Raw genomic sequence first — 18418 nt, forward strand, 5'->3', positions numbered from 1 at the left:
CAGCCGTGACACCGGCTGCCCCACGCCCCTGCGTGGGCGTCAGTCGACCGTCAGTTGACGAGGTCCCCGCCGAGGCGGACGATCCGGCCGGGTCCGAAGATCCCCTCGGTGAGGAAGACCTGCCCGTCGTGCACGTCGACCGCGGCCGGCAGCTCGCGCTGGGCGTACGGCGTGGTGGCGCCGGTGGTCAGGTTGACCGCGGTCACCGCGCCGCCGAACAGCTCGGTCACGTAGGCCTTGTTCGGGCCCGCGAGCGCCAGGTTGGTCGCGGCCGCGAAGCCGGAGGCCACCTCGTCGACGTCACCGCTCGCGAGGTCGATCTCCACGAGGGCTCCCCGGGCGCCGAGCGACGGGTCCTCGGGACCGCCGGGCAGCAGCGTGGCGAACAGCGACCCACCCCTGACCTGGACGTCGGTGGGCACCGGCTCGAAGTCGTAGGTCTCACCCACCACGCAGTCGGGCAGGTCGCCCTCGGACTCGTCGACCGCCTCCTGGGTGATCACCGCGGACTGCGGCGGCAGCACCGCGACGGTCTGGACGGCACCGCTGCGCGTGACCTTGAGGATGGCGTTGGCGGCGGCGTCGGCGACGTACCAGCTGCCGTTGGCCCCGTTGGCGACCGCGTAGGGGTGCGACTCGACGATGCCGGTGTACTGGTCCAGCTGCGGTGCCTCGCAGCCGTCGGGCTTGTCCTGCAGGCCGTAGGTCTGGTTCCGGTCCGGGTTGCGGCGCTCCTCGTGGGCCTGGAGGTCGGCCAGGGTCCGCACGACACCGTTGGCCTGCAGGAGCCGCAGCTTGGCCACGGGGTTGTCCTCGCTGAAGCGCGACAGGGTGAACGCCACGGCGTCACCACGCGTGTCCACGCCGGCGATCTCGACCTTGCCTCCCTTGAGTGAGACCAGGTCCACCACGCTGCCGTTGTTGCGCAGCCGGGACAGCTTCGTCTGCTTCTGTCCCGACAGGTTGCTCTGCGAGAAGAACACCCCACGGTCCGTGGCGTCCAGCTGCAGCGGGCCGTCGAGCCCGTCGGCGAGGACCTCCGCCGATGGTTCGCTCGGTATCCCTGCTCCGGCTGGTCCGGCCGCGACCAAGGCGGCGGCTGAGATGGTCGTTGCGACAAGAAGTCCTGCTCGGCGCATGGGTTTCCCTCCCCGTGTTGATGACAGTCCCCCGAGACAAGCAGCCCCCACGGGGGACGGACCAGGGACCATCAGCCGTATCGGTCGGGACCCTGTGTGTGACCTCCAGGGGCCGGACGTCAGTCGGTGAGGTCGAGGACGCTGTCGGCGAGGACCGGTGCTCCGTCGCGCTCTGCGTCGTCGGAGGCGACGACGGCCCGCACCAGCAGGCGGTCGCGGTCGGGGTCGCGCCACGCCAGCGTGCGGATCGACTCGCCCGGGAGGACGACGCCGGCGAATCGGGCCGAGAAGGCGCCCACGCGCGTGACGTCGGAGTCGAGGAGCGAGGTCACCAGCGTGCCCAGCACGATGCCGTAGGAGCAGAGGCCGTGCAGGATCGGGGCGGGGAAGCCGGCGTCGGCGGCGAATCCCGGGTCGGCGTGGAGCGGGTTGCGGTCGCCGCAGAGCCGGTAGAGCAGGGCCTGGTGCGGCGTGACGGCGTACGACGTGTCCAGGTCGGGCTCGCGGTCGGGGACCGGCACCGAGGTCGAGGGACCGCGCTCGCCGCCGAAGCCGCCCTCGCCGCGCACGAAGATGCTGCTCGTCGTGGTGAACAGCGGGTCGCCGGAGTCGTCGACGGCGACGCCCTCCTGGACGATGACGGCCGCCTTGCCTTTGTCCCACACGTCGCTGATGCGGGTGGTCAGGGTGGCGGAGCCGGCGGACGGCAGCGGCCGGTGCAGGCGGACGGACTGGCTGCCGTGCACGACCTGCGACAGGGAGATGTCGACGCCGGGCATGTCCAACGACGGCGCGGCGGTCTCGTGGAAGGAGGGGGCCACGATCCCGAAGGACGGCAGCACCTGGAGCGGGCCCGCGAGCCCGTCCTCGGTGGTGAACGTCAGCGCCGCGGGGTCGAGGTGGTCGCCCTCGCGGGAGCCGAGGCCGACGGCGAGGTGGTAGAGCAGCACGTCGGACGACGTCCACGAGAACGACCGGGTGGGCAGCTCGGCGCCGACGGCCAGTGTCGGGTCGATGGGCACGTCAGGCCCCTGGGTGCGTGCGGTCGGCGGCGAGGTCGAGGGCGGCGAGGCGGCCGAAGGTCAGGGCCGGGCCGATGGTGCCGCCGGGGCCGGGGTAGGTCCGCCCCATCACGGCCGCGGAGCAGTTGCCGGCGGCGTAGAGGCCGGCGATCACCGAGCCGTCGGGGCGCAGCACGCGGGCCCGCTCGTCGGTGACCAGCCCGCCCTTGGTCCCGAGGTCGCCGGGCACCATCTTCACGGCGTAGAAGGGCGCCTGGTCGATGGCGTGCAGCGACGGGTTCGGCGTGACGGTCGGGTCGGAGTAGTACTGGTCGTAGACGCTCTCGCCGCGGCCGAAGTCCTCGTCGACCCCGTTGCGGGCGAAGCCGTTGAAGCGCTCGAGCGTGGCGGTCAGGTTGGCTGCCGGCACGCCGATCTGCTCGGCGAGTCCCTCGACGGTGTCGCTGCGCACAATCGTGCCGTGCTTGAGCCACCGTCCCGGGAAGGGCTGGCGCGGGCCGAGGCCGGCGAAGAGGTAGCGGTTGCGGTAGCGCTGGTCGAGCACCATCCAGCACGGCACGTGGGAGACGCCGGTCGCCTCGCCGTCGTACATCGCGTGCACGGCGTCGACGTACGGCGCGGCCTCGTTGACGAAGCGCCGGCCGTCGGCGTTGACCATGATCGAGCCGGGCAGGTTGCGCTCGGCCAGGCAGAACCACGGGCCGCGGGGCAGCACGAACGTCGGTCCCCACCAGGCGTCGTCCATGAGGTCGGTCTCGGCGCCCGCGGCGATGCCGGCAAGGATGCCGCCGCCGGTGTTCGACGGGGCGCCGGTGGTCCACTCGGTGGTGATGGGGGAGGGCTGGAACTTCTGTCGCATCTCCAGGTTGTGCTCGAAGCCGCCGCTGCCGAGCACGACCCCGCGGCGCACCCGCACCACGTGCTCGACGCCGTCGCGCAGCAGCCGGGCGCCCACGACCCGGTCGTCGGCGAGCACCAGCTCGCTGAGCTCGGTGTCGTACCAGAGCGGCACGTCGAGGTCGAGGAGGCCCTTGCGCAGGCCGATGGCCAGGGCGTTGCCCATGCCGTGCATGCGGCGCCCGAGCGCGACGGCCAGGAGCCGGCGCAGGAAGACCTTCAGCGCGGTGAGCGGGCCGCGCGCGGTGCGCAGCCCGAGCGAGAGCCAGCGGTAGTTGGCCTGGGTGACGACGAGGTTGGCCGGCGCCTGCGTGTACGGCGGGTGGAGCCGCTCGAGCTCGTCGCCGAGGACCCGGCCGTCGAGCGGCACCGGCTCGACGCTGCGCCCGCCCGGACGCCCGCCGGGGGCCTCCGGGTAGTAGTCGGCGTAGTCGGTCACCCAGCGGAACCGCACCGGGGTGCGGGCGCGGATGAAGTCCATGACCTCGGGTCCGCGCTCGAGGTAGGTGTCGCGCCTGGTCTTGGGAACGTCGTCGCCCACGATGCTGTCGAGGTAGGTCTTGGCCGCCTCGAGGGTGTCGTCGCCGAAGGCCGCGTCGAGCGCGTAGTTGCGCGGGATCCAGACCCCGCCGCCGGACCGGGCCGTGGACCCGCCGAACCACGGGCTCTTCTCGACCAGCAGGGTCTCGAGGCCCTCGTCGGCCGCTGTCAGGGCGGCGGCCATGCCGGCCCCGCCGGCCCCCACGACCAGCACGTCGACGACGGTCTCCTCGGGCTCACCCATGCCCAAAACTGTAACAGGTTCCACTTTTCGTCCTGCCGTCCTGGAACCGAACAAGAACGTGTTCTAGTATCGGGAGTCAGAGCCGTCCCTGGCTCGCCCGAGCCCGAGGAGTCGCCATGACCGCCCAGGTCCTCGACGGAGTCCGCGACCTGCTGCCCACCTTCCGCTCCCGCGCGGAGGAGACCGAGCGGCTGCGCGTGATCCCCGACGCCAACGTCAAGGAGCTCGCCGAGACCGGCTTCTTCAAGCTGCTCCAGCCGCGGCGCTACGACGGCTTCGAGTCCGACCCGGTGGACTTCTACACCGCCGTCAAGGAGATCGCCGGTGCCTGCGGCTCGACCGGCTGGGTCTCGGCCGTCGTCGGCGTCCACCCCTGGCAGGTCGCGCTGTTCTCCGACGAGGCGCAGCAGGCGGTGTGGGGCGAGGACACCGACACCCGGCTGTCGTCGTCGTACGCGCCGACCGGCAAGGCCGTGATCACCGACGGCGGCTTCACCCTGAGCGGGCGCTGGAGCTTCTCCTCCGGCTCCGACCACTGCCAGTGGGTGCTGCTCGGTGGGTTGGTGCTCAACCCCGAGGGTCAGGTCGTCGACTTCCGGACCTTCATGGTGCCGCGGCGCGACTACACGATCGAGGACGTCTGGAACACCGTCGGCCTGCGGGGCACCGGCTCCAACGACGTCGTGGTCGAGGACGTCTTCGTGCCGGAGGCGTTCACGCTGTCGATGTCGGACACCGGGCGCTGCTTCGGCCCGGGCCAGGAGGTCAACCCCTCCGACCTCTACAAGCTGCCGTTCCACTCGGTCTTCACGATGACGATCTCGACGCCGCTGGTGGGCATGGCCTACGGCGCCTACGAGGAGCACGTCGAGATGCAGCGCAAGCGTGTGCGGGCGGCGTACCTCGCGGAGAAGACCGCCAACGACCCCTACGCCACCGTGCGCATCGCGCGGGCCTCCAACGAGATCGACGCGGCCTGGGTGCTGCAGGTGCACAACCTGCGTCAGCTCCAGGCGTGCGTGGACCGCGGCGAGCGGATCCCGCTCGAGCTGCGCCTGCGCGTACGACGCGACCAGGTGATCGCCAGCGAGCGGGCCATCCGTGCCATCGACACGATGTTCGAGTCCTCCGGCGGCCGCGCGCTGGCCGAGGGCACCTACCTGCAGCGGGCGTGGCGCGACGCGCACGCCGGCCGGGTGCACGCCGCCAACGACCCCGAGCGGGCGCTGTCGATGTACGGCTCGCTGGCCTTCGGCCACAAGATCGACCCCGGGATGTACTGACGTGGGCGAGCCGCAGGCTGTCCTCACCCGCGAGTCCACGCGCCACAAGGCGGAGGTCCGCGGGATCACGCTGAGCTACCACGAGGCCTCCCCGACGGTCGAGCCGGTCGAACCCGTCGAGACCCCGCCCCTCGTCATGCTGCACGGCGGCGGGCCGGGCGCGTCGGCGTGGAGCAACTTCGGCGCCGCGCTGCCGGGCTTCGCCGAGGACTTCCGCACGATCCTGGTCGACCAGCCCGGGTTCGGGTGGTCCGACAAGCCCGACGTGGTCGGCAACTACTACCGCTTCGCCGCCGAGCACGTGCTGGCGCTGCTCGACGAGCTCGGGATCGAGCGCTGCCACCTGCTGGGCAACAGCCTCGGCGGCGGGACGGCGATGCGGCTCGCGCTGATGGCGCCGGACCGGGTCGCGCGACTGGTCCTCATGGGACCGGGCGGGCTGTCGCTGAACCTCTTCCACGCCGACCCGACCGAGGGTGTCCAGCGGCTGATGGACTTCTCCGCGAATCCCTCGCGCGAGGCGCTGCGGGCGTTCGTCTCGACGATGGTGGTCGACCAGCGTCTGGTGACCGACGAGCTGATCGAGGAGCGGTACGCCGACGCGACGGCGCCCGGCGCCCGCGAGGCCATGACCAGCATGGGGATGAGCTTCTTCGACCCCGCGACGGCCGAGGACGGCATGCTGTGGCGCGAGGCGCACCGGCTGCGCCACCACACGCTGCTGACGTGGGGCCGGGAGGACCGGGTCAACCCGCTCGACGGGGCGTTGGCGGCGCTGAAGCTGATCCCGCGGGCGCGGCTGCACGTCTTCCCCCGCTGCGGGCACTGGGCGCAGATCGAGGCGGCCGAGGAGTTCCGCGAGGTGGCGACCGGCTTCCTCGCCGCGCACCGCGAGCGGGTCTCGACGAGCTCGACCACCGGAGGGCATTCGTGAGCATCGACATCCGCTCCCTGGGCTACGTCCGGGTCGACAGCACCGACCTCGACCAGTGGCGGCACTTCGGCGGCAAGGTCCTCGGCCTTGCCGAGGGGCGCGGGCCGGACCCGGAGAACCTCTACTTCCGCATGGACGAGCTCTCCGCCCGCATCGTCGTCGCGCCGGGCGCGCAGGACCGCCTCGCCGCCATGGGCTGGGAGGTCGCCGACCACCACGCGCTGTCGGCGGCGGTGGACCACCTCAAGCACCACGGGGTGGAGGTGGAGTCGGCCACCCCCGAGGAGCTGGCGGAGCGCCGCGTCGAGGGCATGGTCCGCTTCGCCGACCCCTTCGAGAACGTCTTCGAGCTCTACCACGGGGCGACGTACGAGATGCGGCCGGTGGTGACGCCGTACGCCCAGACCTTCGTGACCGGTGAGCAGGGGATGGGGCACATCGTCGTACCGGTGGGCGACGACGTGGAGGCGCTGCGCTTCTACACCGACGTGCTCGGCTTCCGGCTGCGCGACTCGATGCGGATGCCGGGGGAGTTCGTCGGCAAGGAGCCGGGCTCGACGGTGTGGCTGCGCTTCCTGGGCTGCAACCCGCGCCACCACAGCCTGGCCTTCCTGCCGATGCCCAACCCGAGCAAGTGCGTGCACATCATGGTGGAGGTCGAGCGGCTCGACGACGTCGGTCGCGCGCTGGAGCGGGTGCGGAAGCACCAGGCACCCCTCAGTGCGACACTGGGACGACACATGAACGACCAGATGGTGTCGTTCTACGTGAAGTCGCCAGGAGGGTTCGACGTGGAGTACGGCTGCGAGGGGCTGCAGGTCGACGACGACCGCTGGGTCGCGCGCGAGTCCACGGCGGTCAGCTACTGGGGTCACCACTTCGGCGGCAGCTGATGGCCGAGGACCTCGAGCCGCCGGAGGGCATGAACCCGCTGGCCCGCCAGACGTGGCCCTCGCCCGAGCTGATCGACCAGTTCATCCCGGCCTTCGACTTCCACTTCCGGCTCGGCGAGGACACGCCGCTGCCGGACGACCCGGAGGCGCTGGCCCAGGCCCGCCACTTCCGTGACGTGCTCGGCCTCTTCGCGACCGGGGTGACCGTGGTGACGTCGATGAGCGACGGCGAGCCGGTCGGCATGACGTGCCAGTCGTTCACCTCGGTGTCGCTGTCCCCGCCGCTGGTGCTGTTCTGCCCCTCGCGCACGTCGCGGGCGTGGCCGCTGATGCACCGGGCCGGGCACTTCTGCGTCAACATCCTCAGCGACGGCCAGCACGAGCTGTCGAACGCGATGGCCACCAAGGGCAGCGAGAAGTTCGACGGTGTCGGCTGGAGCCTGTCGAAGACGGGTGCGCCGCTGCTGGACGGCGTCGCCGGCTACGTCGACTGCACGGTCCAGGCGGTGCACGAGGCCGGCGACCACTACGTCGTCATCGGACGCGTCCAGGACCTCGGCCACGGCGAAGCCCCTCTCGAGCCCCAGCCCCTGCTGTTCCACCGCGGCCGCTACACCGCTCCGCGCGACGCCTGAGCGAGCGTCGACCCGCGGCCCGACGTCGTACACCGGTGGCTGTCGCAGCGACCCGACGCCGTTCGTAGGGTGAGTAGCGGCGGGCACCGGGCCTGCCCGACGAAGGGGAGCAGGCATGCCTCACTACCTCATCCATTTCAACCAGCAGTGGGTCGGCGACCACGACGAGGCGTGGTTCCAGACCCGGGTCGAGCCGTCCACGGCGGTCGTCCGGGAGATGCAGGAGCGGGGCGTCCTGGTCTACGCCGGCGGGCTGGTCGAGGAGCTCGAGGAGGCGGCCAGCGCGGACGCGACGAGCGGCGAGCTGGTCGTGACCGACGGGCCCTTCACCGAGACCAAGGAGTGGCTCGGAGGGCTGACGATCGTGGACGTGCCCGATGACGCGTCGGCTCGCGCGTGGGCGGGACGGGTCGCGGAGGGGTGCGGCTGGCCCCAGGAGGTACGCCGCTTCAAGGACGGCTCGTTGCAGGCGGTCACCCGCGAGGGGTGAGACCTGGCCCCGCGTCGCTTGCGGTGCTCACGCCCGGACGAGCGCGCTCTCGTCGAGGTCGCGGTGGTGCCCGACGCCGGCGATGGTGAGGGTGATCTCGGTCTCGGCGAGGAGCGTGCGGAGCATGTGCGTGACGCCGTCCTCGCCGGCGAGCGCGAGGCCGTGCACGTAGGGGCGGCCGACGAGCACGGCGTCGGCCCCCAGCGCCAGGGCCCGGAAGACGTCGGTCCCGGTGCGGGCACCGGAGCCGAACAGCACGGCGAGCTTGCCGGCGACGGCGTCCGCGATCTGGGGCAGGACGCTGACGGTGCCGGCGACGCCGGGTCCGCGGCGGCCGCGCTCGTTGGAGACGACGATGCCGTCGAAGCCGCGTCGAGCCGCGATCCGTGCGTCCTGCACGTTCTGGATGCCGCTGAGGACGATCGGCCCGTCCCACGCCTCGCGGATCGCCTTCAGCGGCGCCCAGCCCTGGCCGGGCTGCGGGGGAGAGAGCACGAGGTGGGTGCACCCGGTGGCCTGGGCGCGGGTGAGCAGCACGGGGTCGACGTCGCCACCGTCCGGCCAGTCCAGGCCGAACCAGCGAGGGCCGTCGGGTGCGGCCGCGGCGACCTCCTCGAGCGACTTGCTCGCGCGCGACGAGTGGACGTAGGTGAGGTCCAGGTCGTCCGCGGCTCGCGCGGTGGCGACCTCGCCGTCGGGGTGGGCCAGGGCCTGGCGCCCGACGGGGCCGAGGATGACGGGTGCGGGCATGTCCACGCCGAGCACCGTCGTGGTGAGGTCGCGCTCGGAGCGGTCGATGAACATCCGCGGCACGATGCGCCAGGTGTCCAGCGCTCGCGCGTTCGCTCGTACGGCGTTCGCGCCGCCCGCCCACGCCAGCAGGTGCCGGCGCGCGCGCTCGGACAGCACCTTGTTGGCGGCGGCTTCGAGGTCGGAGAGGTTCGTGGTGAAGATCGGGTCGACGTCCGCGCTCATGCCGGCGATGTAGATCTCGGACTGGTAGGTGCCGTAGGGGGCGCCCGGTCCGACGGGGAGCGGTGAGTCAGCCATCGGCAGGAGAGGGGCGCCGGAGGCCACCCGCGGCGCGGCGAGTGCCGGAGCGGGGAGGACGGTCGCGGCGGCGGTGGCGGCGGCGATCTCGAGGAAGTGGCGGCGGGTCTGCGCGGTCATGTCGGGCTCCGTTTCAGCGCGCGCGGGTCAGGGAGGAGCGGGAGAGCGTGCGGTGGGTGCGGTGACGCGCCCTCCGGACCTCCTCCTCGAGCTCGTCGACGAGGCTCCGCATCACCCTCCGGGTGCCTCGCTGTCCGTCCAGCGCGAGGCCGTAGAGGTAGGGCCGGCCGACGAGCACCGCGTCGGCGCCGAGCGCGATCGCCTTGAGGGCGTCACGACCCGTGCGGATCCCGGAGTCGAAGAGCACGGGCATCCGGCCGTCGATCGCGTCCACGATCGCCGGCAGTGCGTCGAGCGACGCGATCGCCCCGTCGACCTGGCGCCCGCCGTGGTTCGACACGACGATGCCGTCGATCCCGTTCCTGACGGCCATCCGGGCGTCGCGGGGGCTCTGGATCCCCTTGAGCAGGATCGGGCCGTCCCAGTTGTCGCGGATCAGCGGCAGCTGGCTCCAGCTCAGGCCGGGGTTCTGGAAGACGCGGGCGAACTGGATGCCTGTCGCCAACGGCGAGGCCTCGGCCGGTGCGGGCATGTACTTGCGGCGGAAGACCGGGTCGCTGGTGTAGTTCGCGATGCCCTTGTTCTCGAGGAAGGGCGAGTACCCGATGTCGAGGTCGAGGGGGCGCCAGCCCAGCAGCGTCGTGTCCAGCGTGATGACCAGGTGGGTGTAGCCGGCCGCGGCGGCGCGACGCAGGAAGGACACCGCGAGCTCGTCGTCGGTGGGCCAGTAGAGCTGGTACCAGCGGGAGCCGTCGCCGTTGGCCGCGGCGACGTCCTCCATCTTGTAGGCGCCCTGCGTCGAGTGGATGTAGGTGAGCCCCAGCTCGTCCGCCGCGCGGGCGCTGGCGAGGTCGCCGTCCGGGTGCGCGAGGGTCTGCACCCCGACCGGTGCGAAGAGCACCGGCGCGGGCATGCGCGTTCCCAGGATGGTGGTGGAGAGGTCGACGTCCGCCGGGATGGTGCCCGTGCGACGCCTGACCCCCCAGCGTCGGAACGCCGCCGCGTTGGCGCGCGTGGTGTCCCGGTCGCCGGCTCCGGCGCGGATGTAGCCGAGAGCCTCTGGTGGCAGGCTCTCGGCCGATCGGGCCTCCAGCTGCGAGAGGTCGCCGGAGATGGCCAGCTCGTTCGTCGTCACACAGGACAAACGAGCCGTCCCGCCATCTGGCTACGGTTTCAGTCAGAACGTTTGTCCGGTTCGTGGGTCGTCAGCTGCGTTTGATCATCGCGCAGCGCAACGAGGCATCGATGCCGGGCAGCGAGGCCTCGTGCGCCATCGTTCTCGCCAGCTCAGGACCGATGTCCTCGTCCCGCATGGCGCGATATCCCAGACGCAGGTAGTACGGGCCGTTCCACGGCACGTCACGGAAGGTTGTGAGGGTGGTGGCAGGGCGGCCAGCCGTCTTGCCCCAATCCTCCAGGAATTTGATCATCGCCCGTCCGAGGGCTCGACCCGCAAATGCCGGCGCCACCGAGACTTGAGCGACGTGCGCGTTCCCGTCCAGCACCTCAGCGCTGATGTACCCCGCGACCTCTGACCCGACCTGCGTCACCCACAGCCGCTGCGACTCTGCCGCCTCACGGAGGTCAGAGACCTGGGGCACATCGTCGGCGACCTGTGTCATGCCGACTGTGCGGAACACCTGCCCGGCCTCGACCTCCACGTCGACGAGTCGGTGGAGGTCCGCTTCCGTGCCGGGGCGGATCAGGGGAGCAGACACCTAGGCATGCTGTCACGCCGTGAGGTCACCTCGAACGCGGGCGAAGTGACCGCTCGTCGGCACGACCGAGCTGCTCGACCAGCGGCAGGAGCGGACGGATCAGGCGCGCTGATTCTCGGCTCGGACCCAGTCGAACCAGGCGTCAATGACACCTTGGGTCTCGGCCGTAGCGCTGCTGGTGTCGATGTCGGAGCGGTCCACCCATCGGTAGGCGGAGTGCTCGTCGGAGAGCACGACAGCTCGGTCGTCCCAGGGCACGGACACGGTGAACTGGCGGGTCGGCCGCCCGGAGCCGGACAGGTAGTCGAAGGTCGCCAGGAATCCGGGGTCGACGGTTCCAGCCGGGAAGCCGACCTCTTCGAGCAGCTCACGATCAAGTGCTTGGGCGAGGGTTTCACCGTCCTCCACGCCACCGGAGGGCAGTTCCTCGATTCCTGGCAGGAACGCGTCGCTCACGCTGCGGGTGAGAAGCAGGACAGCGCCGGCGTGGTGGACGACGGCGCCGACCACGTGCTTCGCGATGCCTTCACTCCGGGCTGTCACCGTCGATGATTCATCCAGCACCCAGGCATCGTACGAGCTGGTCGGGCGAGACATCCTGCCCTCAGCTCGGCATGACCGAACTGCACGACCAGCAGCATGAATGCCATGGCAGCGAAGACGAGGCTTCAGACCCCGAGCGCATCGCGAATGAGACTCCCGGGGCGACAGAAGCGCCTAGTGTGCAGGCATGTCTCGGTCGCGCGCCGTGTACGCCGCTCTAGGTCTCGTAGCGGTGGTGGTCGCCTTGGCCGGAGTCTGGCTGCTGCTCCACAACCCCACGGTCACGAGCGCGAGCCTGGGCCACTACACCTGCTCGGCGCCCTACGACACAGTTCTGCTCGACGCTGACAATGTGCCAGGTGGTGAGCCGCCCCCCGACGCTGACGAGGTCGAGGCTCGTTGCATCGATGCGGGACGGGCCCGGTTCGTGCAGGGCTTGGTGGTCGTTGCGGCAGCTGGCGGCCTCGCGGTTGGGGCCATGGCGGCTCGGAGACGGACGACAGCACACGACGACACGGCGCATGCGATGAGCTGATCCCGGTTCGATCGCACGATGAGCGACTTGTCTCCGCCCGAGCGCAGCCATCACGTCGTGAGCACACCCAACCGATGCGTCAGGAGCGTGGCGGCTCGACCGGGTCGAGACGCGTGGTGCCGTCCGAGGTGACGAGGTAGCGGCGGCCGTGCGGGGAGGTCCACACGACCCCGGGATCTGCACCGCCGGGTGGTCGATCGACGCGCCAGCGACCATGGGTCTTGAGTCGGTGGTGGAAGCGGCAGAGCCGGTGGAGGTTCGACGTCGACGTCTGGCCCGGTGGCCCGCCCTCGTCCATGGGCACGTAGGCCAGGAGGTGGTCGAGGTCGTGGCGGCCGGCGTTGCCGCACCACGGGAACATGCAGGTGGGGTCGCGCTCGACGACCTGGCGCCGCAGCCGGGAGGGGATCTCGTACTGGTCGACCGCGATCTCCTCGGTCAGGTCGACCACCGGGGTGACGTGCAGGCCAGCCCCAGGAGTGAGGCCGGCGACCCAGCGCTCGAGGGTCTCGCGCGTCCGAGCACCGAGCCGGCGCCCGGCACGGTCGACACGGACCAGGTCGACCTCCGCCTGGTCGGCGCCGGGCTCGGTGTTGCCCGCACGAGAGCCATCGAGGCCGAAGGCGCTGACGGCGTCGAGGTGCAGGTGGAGGTGCAACGTCGGGACCGCCCGCACCGGCGTCACCCGGCGCGCTGCGGTAGCAGGGTCGTCGGACTGCCCGGTGCCGTCGGCGGTGGCATCCAGGTCGAGCGCGTACTGCGGGTCGGCCAGCACACCCAGCGCTCGCGCACGCCGTACAGCGCGGGAGTCGGTGTCACCGAGCCGGCCCAGCGTGGTCGCGACCGAGTCGAGCGCGTGGTCCAGCGCCGCGGCGTCGGGGGTGTCGAGGTGGGCGCTGAGGTCCGTGGTGCCGTCGAGCTGGTCGTCGAACCACACCCCACGGTGCTCCGCGGCCTCGGCGGCCCGCTCGGCCGCCAGGTCGGGCTGGTGGCGCAGCACCGCGGCCTCCACGAGCCGCGCGATCCGGCCCACCGTCATCCGGTGGGCGAAGGGCGCCACCGCCGCGTCCACCGCGGCGGCGGTCTCGTCGGACAGCGGGATCGTCCGCTCCGCGACCTGACGGGCCTCCCAGACGGGGAGGCGCCCCGCCATCACCTGCGCCCAGCAGCGAGGCAGCCGGTCGCGCAGCTCCACGGCCTGCCCGACGTAGGCCCTCCCGCTGTGCTCCGTCAGCCCGAGGGCCGTTGCGAGCTCGGCGACGGCGTACTCCTCGATCATGAAGGCGCCCTGACCGGCGAGCCGGAGCTCACGCTCGCGACCGAGAGCGGTTTCGTCGTCGCGCAGCGGGCGACAGGGGAGCGCGTCCCGGATCTCGCGGTCCACCGCACCGACCGCACCGCGCAGCAGGTCGGCCCGACCCACCCGGTGCAGGTCCGCCCAGTGCGCCACGCCCTCGAGCTCCTGCGCGGCAGCGAGGTCGGTCGCGCGCCGCCGGTCGGTGACGAAGGAGAGGGCTTCAGCAGCGTTCAGGTCCAGCACCTCGACGCGCGCGTCGGTGCCCGACGCGGAGATGAGGGGTGCTGCTGACATGCCTCCAACCTAGAGCTGCCCTCCGACACAATGACCGTCGAGAAAGGCGTCATCCCCAACCCTGCTTGACGATCCGCAGAGCCCAGCCCGGTGGGTCTGTCGCAATCCTCACCGCGGCGCTAGCGTCGCAGGATGCGGCCCCTGCGCTACTCCATCAACGTCACTCTCGACGGGTGCGTCCACCACCTCGCCGGCACGGCCAGCGAGGGCATCCACCGCAACGCGGCCGCCAACATCGCCCGCGCGGACGCCCTGGTCCTGGGGCGCGTGACCTACCAGATGATGGAGTCGGCCTGGCGGCAACGGCCGGACGCGGACCCCACGGACCCGAGCGACCCGAGCACCGAGCGCCCGGACTGGATGAGCCCGTTCGCGCAAGCCATCGACGCCGCCCCGAAGTACGTCGCCTCGCGCACCTTGGCGCAGGTCGACTGGAACGCCGAGCTCATCGTGGGCGACGTCGGTGAGGCCGTACGCCGTCTCAAGGATGAGCTGGGCGAGGGTCTCTTCCTGGGCGGGGTCCAGCTGCCGCTGGTGCTCGCCGAGCTCGGCCTGATCGACGAGTACGAGCTGGTCGTCCACCCACGCATCGCCGGTCACGGGCCGCGCCTGCTCGACGGCCTGTCGTCGTACGTCGACCTCGAGCTGGTCGACCGCGAGGACCTCGGCGACGGGGTCGTCGCGAATCGCTACCGCCCGACCGGCGCCGCACCCACGTGAGACTCGGCCGCCGTCAGGCCTGGTCGGCCTCGAGAGCCGTGATCGCCTCGTGCATCGACAGCACCCGCTGGGCGGACTCGACGTGGAGGTTCTCCACCATCCGGCCGTTGTAGGTCACGACCCCGGACCCGCGACCGTCCTCCCACGCCTGGAGGATGCCGCGGGCGTCCTCGACGGCCTTCTCCGAGGGTGCGAACGCCTCGTTGGCGCCGGCGACCTGACCGGGGTGGATGAGCGTCTTGCCGTCGAAGCCCATCTCGCGGCCCTGACGGCACTCGTCGAGGAAGCCCTCGGTGTTCTTCACGTCGTTGTAGACGCCGTCGACGATCGCCTTGCCGGCCGCACGCGCGGCGAGAAGCGCCAGGCCGAGCCCGGTCAGGAGCGGCTGGCGCCCGGGCACGTGCTCGGCGTACAGCTCCTTGGCGAGGTCGTTGGTGCCCATCACCAGCACGGTGAGGCGGTCGGAGGCCGAGGCGATCTCGTGCGCGTGCAGCATCGCGTACGGCGTCTCGACCATCGCCCACAGCGTCGTGCGGTCCGGAGCGCCGTGGCGCTCCATCGACGCGACGAGCGAGCGCACGGCGTCGGCGCTGTCGACCTTCGGCACCACGATCGCGTCGGGGCCGGCGGCGCACGCAGCGGCGAGGTCGTCCTCGTGCCACTCGGTGCCGGCGGCGTTGATGCGGATCGTCAGCTCGCGACGGCCGTACTCACCCGACTGCGCGGCGGCGCAGGCGTTGTCACGCGCGGCGGGCTTGGCGTCCGGCGCCACGGCGTCCTCGAGGTCGAGGATCAACCCGTCGACGGCCAGGGTCTTGGCCTTCTCCAGCGCGCGCTCGTTGGACGACGGCATGTAGAGCACCGAGCGTCGGGGACGGAAGATGTCCTTGTCTCCGGTGGTCGAGCTGTCCCCGGTGGTCGAGCTCGTCGAGACCATCAGGCCACCTCGATCGCGTCGTACGCCGCACGGAGGTCCTCGTCGATCTTCGCCAGCTCCTCGGCCAGCTCGACCATCACCAGGCACTGCTTGAGGGAGGCGTCGTCCTCCATCTTGCCGTCGAGCATCACCGCGCCGGTGCCGTCGCCCATCGCGGCGACCACGCGACGGGCGTGGGTGACGTCCTCGACGCTCGGGGAGAAGACCCGCTTGGCGATCTGGATCTGCTTGGGGTGCAGCGACCACGTGCCGACGCAGCCGAGCAGGAAGGCGTTGCGGAACTGGTCCTCGCAGGCGACCACGTCGGCGATGTCGCCGAAGGGGCCGTAGTAGGGGAAGATCCCGTGCATCGCGCAGGCGTCGACCATGCGGGCGATCGTGTAGTGCCACAGGTCCTGCTGGTACGACGAGCGGTCGGCATCGACCTGCGCGACCCCGAGGTCGTTGACCGGCGGGTCCTGGCGGACGAGGTAGCCGGGGTGGCCGCCCCCGACCCGGGTGGTCTTCATGCGCCGGTCCGCGGCGAGGTCGGCCGGTCCGAGGGACAGCCCCTGCATGCGCGGGCTGGCGCCGCAGATCTCCTCGACGTTGACCACGCCGCGAGCGGTCTCGAGGATCGCGTGGATGAGGATCGGCCGCGTCAGGCCGGCCTTGGCCTCGAGCTGGGCCAGCAGGCGGTCGACGTACTGGATGTCCTCGGCGCCCTGCACCTTCGGCACCATGACCACGTCGAGCTTGTCGCCGATGGCCGGGATGAGCGTGGTCAAGTCGTCGAGGAACCAGGGGGAGTCGAGCGCGTTGACGCGCGTCCACAGCTGCGTGGAGGCGCCCTCGCCGCCGAGGCCCTCGGTGCTCTGCCCGATCTTCACCAGGCCCTCGCGGGCGGCGACCTTGTTGTCGGCCTTGACCGCGTCCTCGAGGTTGCCGAGCAGCACGTCGACGGTGCCGACCATGCCGGGCACCTTGCCGGCCATCTTCTCGTTCGACGGGTCGAAGAAGTGGATGGCCCGGCTGGGGCGGGCGGGGATCTCGCGCAGGGGCTCGGGGGCCCCGACGGCGAGCGGGCGGAAGAAGTCCTTGGCGCTGCGCATGGCCGGACGCTAGCAGCGCCCACGCGGCGTGGGCCGGGCCTGTGAGGTTTCTGACGCGGCCCTGTCCGGGCGCCGCCCGGCCCTGTCAGAGCCGGGGCAGGGCGAACGGACCGAGGTAGGCGAGCTCGTCGTCGAAGGACAGCGGCGTGCTCCCCGGCGGCGCGCCGTCGACGTCGAAGAGGTCGCCGCCGTGGCGGCGGTAGGTCACCGGCACGGGCTGACCGACGAACCGGGCGTCGACCTCGAGCAGGTCCTCGTCGCCCGCCACGGCCGCGACCGCCATCGGCCCGTACTGCCCGGCGAGCGCCGCGGCCGGCCGGGACGTGGTCCCGTCGGCCGGGCCGGGGAGCGGGGGCACGCCCAGGGTGTCGAGCAGCTCGGGCAGCAGGTCGTCGAAGAGGGCGGAGCCGCCGGGCGGTCCGAACAGCGGGCCGGCCGCGTTCGCGAGCACCACCACGGCCACGTCCTGCTCGGGGAAGCACCGCAGGTAGGCGCGGTGGCCGCCGGTGAACCCGGCCCAGCCGAACGCCTGGTGGGCGCCGCGGTCCCACACGGCCCAGCCGGACGCCCAGGCGTCGAAGACGGTGCTGCCCGGGAGCGGCGCCGCCGGACGGCGCAGCTCCTCGACCAGGGGCTGCCAGCCCGCAGGCGGTGCCAGCTGGAACGCGGCCCAGTCGAGCAGCTGGTCGGCCGTGGCCCACCACCGGGAGCCGGCGGCGGACGCGGCGGGCGCCAGGTCGGACGGGACCTGCGTGACCTCCCCGTCGGAGGACACGGCGTGGGGCAGCGACGCGCCCGTCGGTGGGCCGAAGTCCGGCCGCCACCCCAGGACCTCGTCGAGCAGGGTCGTCGCCCGGTCCTCGAACCCGGACCCCGTGCGGCGGCGCAGCAGCAGGTCGAGCACCGACCAGCCGGCGTTGCCGTAGGAGAAGCGTCCGGGTGCGTGGACGCGGGGCAGGGCCTCGACCCGGGCCACGAAGTCCGCGAGGCCCTCGTCGATGTCCGGCAGCAGGTTGGCCCGGCCGGTCGTCTGGGTCAGCAGCGCCCGGGGGGTGTCGTCCCAGAGTCCTGCGGCGGGGTCGGCCTGGTCGCGGCACGGCACGTCGAGGTCCAGCTCGCCGCGCCGGGCGGCGTCGAGGACCACCAAGCCGGCCAGGGACTTGGCGAGCGAGCCGGCGTGGAAGGCGGTGCCGGCCTCGACCGGGTGCCGTCCCTCGAGGTCCGAGGAGCCGCGGCACACGACGGTGCGCTCGCCGCGTCGCAGGAGCCCCACCTGCGCACCGGGCACGGCGTACGTCGTGAGGAGGTGCGTGAGGCGGTCGCCGAGCCCGTCCAGGTCGTCACGGTCCATGCTCGGACCGTAGGGCGTCAGTCGGCGGGCGTCGAAAGGCCCAGGATCAGGTGGGGGAGGACCGCGGTCACGAGCCGGTCGGGCGGCAGGCCGCCGCTGCCCAGCAGCTCGGCGCCGAGGCTGTGGAGGTAGAGCGCGAGCAGGACGTCGCTGACGTGCTCGTCGCTGACCACGGGCCGGCGACCCAGCAGGTGCAGCACCCGCGTCACCAGCTCCTCGATGCGGTGCTGGAACCGCTCGACGTGGGCACCGAACCGTGCCCGGGCGTCGGCGTCGCGGACGGCGAGCAGCGTGAACTCGTTGTGCAGCGGGAACCAGCGACGGCCGAACGGCGTGAGAGCGGCGAAGACCACGCCGATCGAGTCGAGGTCGAACGAGTCAGGCGGCACCTGGTCCACCGCGGAGCTGACGGCGGCCAGCATGAGGTCGGCCTGGTCGGCGTACACGTCGAAGAAGAGGTCCTCGATCGTGGAGTAGTTGGAGTAGAACGCCCCGCGCGAGAAGCCGGCGGCGCCCACGAGGTCGTCGACGGTGACCCGGCCGAGCGGCTTGGTGGCGAAGACGTCGGCGGCGGCCTCGACCAGCCGGGCGCGGGTGTTGCGACGGCTGCGCCGTGCGGCCCGCGGGTCGTCCCCGGTCTCGCTCATCGCCACCTCCTTCCCGGTCCGGACCCCACCATGCCGTG

18 protein-coding genes are annotated in these 18418 nt (G+C 72.0%); 6 read left to right on the forward strand and 12 right to left on the reverse strand.

Annotated elements, in window-relative coordinates; all coding sequences use genetic code 11:
- Positions 1–50: 50 nt before the first annotated feature.
- The 3 genes from G7072_RS07600 to kstD are packed head-to-tail and all read right to left on the reverse strand — an operon-like array spanning position 51 to position 3842.
- Complete coding sequence (locus tag G7072_RS07600; RefSeq protein ID WP_346766221.1) at positions 51–1211, reverse strand: ScyD/ScyE family protein; 1161 nt, start codon at positions 1209–1211, stop codon at positions 51–53.
- A 47-nt stretch (positions 1212–1258) separates the two neighbouring features.
- The gene (locus G7072_RS07605) at positions 1259–2161 is read right to left on the reverse strand and encodes a MaoC/PaaZ C-terminal domain-containing protein (protein WP_166085072.1); all 903 of its coding nucleotides are present in this window, start codon (positions 2159–2161) and stop codon (positions 1259–1261) included.
- A gap of 1 nt (position 2162) precedes the next feature.
- Positions 2163–3842 (reverse strand): 3-oxosteroid 1-dehydrogenase, encoded by a 1680-nt coding sequence (gene kstD, locus G7072_RS07610; protein ID WP_166085074.1) that lies wholly within the window; start codon positions 3840–3842, stop codon positions 2163–2165.
- 116 nt (positions 3843–3958) lie between these two features.
- Between kstD and hsaA the strand changes: the two genes are divergently transcribed.
- From hsaA to G7072_RS07635, 5 genes are all read left to right on the forward strand, one after another.
- Positions 3959–5125 carry a 3-hydroxy-9,10-secoandrosta-1,3,5(10)-triene-9,17-dione monooxygenase oxygenase subunit gene (gene hsaA / locus G7072_RS07615; RefSeq protein WP_166085076.1) on the forward strand — a complete coding sequence of 389 codons (1167 nt, stop codon included), beginning with the start codon at positions 3959–3961 and terminating at the stop codon, positions 5123–5125.
- Position 5126: 1 nt separating this feature from the next.
- Entirely contained in the window at positions 5127–6059 is a 933-nt protein-coding gene (gene hsaD, locus G7072_RS07620; RefSeq protein WP_206063317.1) for a 4,5:9,10-diseco-3-hydroxy-5,9,17-trioxoandrosta-1(10),2-diene-4-oate hydrolase, read from the forward strand.
- Positions 6056–6952 (forward strand): iron-dependent extradiol dioxygenase HsaC, encoded by an 897-nt coding sequence (hsaC, locus tag G7072_RS07625; protein ID WP_277343407.1) that lies wholly within the window; start codon positions 6056–6058, stop codon positions 6950–6952. The genes hsaD and hsaC overlap by 4 nt, the downstream gene beginning before the upstream one ends.
- A complete protein-coding gene (locus G7072_RS07630; RefSeq protein WP_240917199.1) occupies positions 6952–7587 on the forward strand; it encodes a flavin reductase family protein in 636 nt (211 codons plus the stop codon). The genes hsaC and G7072_RS07630 overlap by 1 nt, the downstream gene beginning before the upstream one ends.
- Before the next feature lie 115 nt (positions 7588–7702).
- Positions 7703–8077: a YciI family protein gene (locus tag G7072_RS07635; RefSeq protein ID WP_166085078.1), complete on the forward strand. Its 375-nt coding sequence runs from the start codon at positions 7703–7705 to the stop codon at positions 8075–8077.
- A 27-nt stretch (positions 8078–8104) separates the two neighbouring features.
- Here G7072_RS07635 and G7072_RS07640 read toward each other — a convergent pair whose 3' ends face one another.
- The 5 genes from G7072_RS07640 to G7072_RS07660 form a co-directional block, all read right to left on the reverse strand.
- Positions 8105–9247, reverse strand: coding sequence for an alpha-hydroxy-acid oxidizing protein (locus tag G7072_RS07640; protein ID WP_166085080.1), 1143 nt, complete (start codon positions 9245–9247; stop codon positions 8105–8107).
- Positions 9248–9260: 13 nt separating this feature from the next.
- On the reverse strand, positions 9261–10382 hold the full coding sequence (locus G7072_RS07645) for an alpha-hydroxy-acid oxidizing protein (RefSeq protein WP_206063318.1): 1122 nt from the start codon (positions 10380–10382) through the stop codon (positions 9261–9263).
- 70 nt (positions 10383–10452) lie between these two features.
- A complete protein-coding gene (locus G7072_RS07650) occupies positions 10453–10965 on the reverse strand; it encodes a GNAT family N-acetyltransferase (RefSeq protein WP_166085085.1) in 513 nt (170 codons plus the stop codon).
- 99 nt (positions 10966–11064) lie between these two features.
- Positions 11065–11529, reverse strand: coding sequence for an NUDIX domain-containing protein (locus G7072_RS07655; RefSeq protein ID WP_206063319.1), 465 nt, complete (start codon positions 11527–11529; stop codon positions 11065–11067).
- A 593-nt stretch (positions 11530–12122) separates the two neighbouring features.
- Positions 12123–13634: an HNH endonuclease signature motif containing protein gene (locus G7072_RS07660; RefSeq protein WP_166085088.1), complete on the reverse strand. Its 1512-nt coding sequence runs from the start codon at positions 13632–13634 to the stop codon at positions 12123–12125.
- Positions 13635–13766: 132 nt separating this feature from the next.
- Between G7072_RS07660 and G7072_RS07665 the strand changes: the two genes are divergently transcribed.
- Positions 13767–14354: a dihydrofolate reductase family protein gene (locus G7072_RS07665; RefSeq protein WP_166085090.1), complete on the forward strand. Its 588-nt coding sequence runs from the start codon at positions 13767–13769 to the stop codon at positions 14352–14354.
- A 13-nt stretch (positions 14355–14367) separates the two neighbouring features.
- Here G7072_RS07665 and G7072_RS07670 read toward each other — a convergent pair whose 3' ends face one another.
- From G7072_RS07670 to G7072_RS07685, 4 genes are all read right to left on the reverse strand, one after another.
- On the reverse strand, positions 14368–15291 hold the full coding sequence (locus tag G7072_RS07670; protein WP_166085092.1) for a CoA ester lyase: 924 nt from the start codon (positions 15289–15291) through the stop codon (positions 14368–14370).
- Positions 15291–16382, reverse strand: coding sequence for a CoA ester lyase (locus tag G7072_RS07675; RefSeq protein ID WP_166085094.1), 1092 nt, complete (start codon positions 16380–16382; stop codon positions 15291–15293). Before G7072_RS07675 ends, G7072_RS07670 begins: the two co-directional genes overlap by 1 nt.
- A gap of 85 nt (positions 16383–16467) precedes the next feature.
- Positions 16468–17733, reverse strand: coding sequence for a serine hydrolase domain-containing protein (locus tag G7072_RS07680; RefSeq protein ID WP_166085096.1), 1266 nt, complete (start codon positions 17731–17733; stop codon positions 16468–16470).
- Positions 17734–17750: 17 nt separating this feature from the next.
- Positions 17751–18380 (reverse strand): TetR/AcrR family transcriptional regulator, encoded by a 630-nt coding sequence (locus G7072_RS07685; RefSeq protein ID WP_166085098.1) that lies wholly within the window; start codon positions 18378–18380, stop codon positions 17751–17753.
- Positions 18381–18418: the final 38 nt, after the last annotated feature.

It is taken from the genome of Nocardioides sp. HDW12B, assembly GCF_011299595.1.
Lineage (GTDB): Bacteria > Actinomycetota > Actinomycetes > Propionibacteriales > Nocardioidaceae > Marmoricola_A.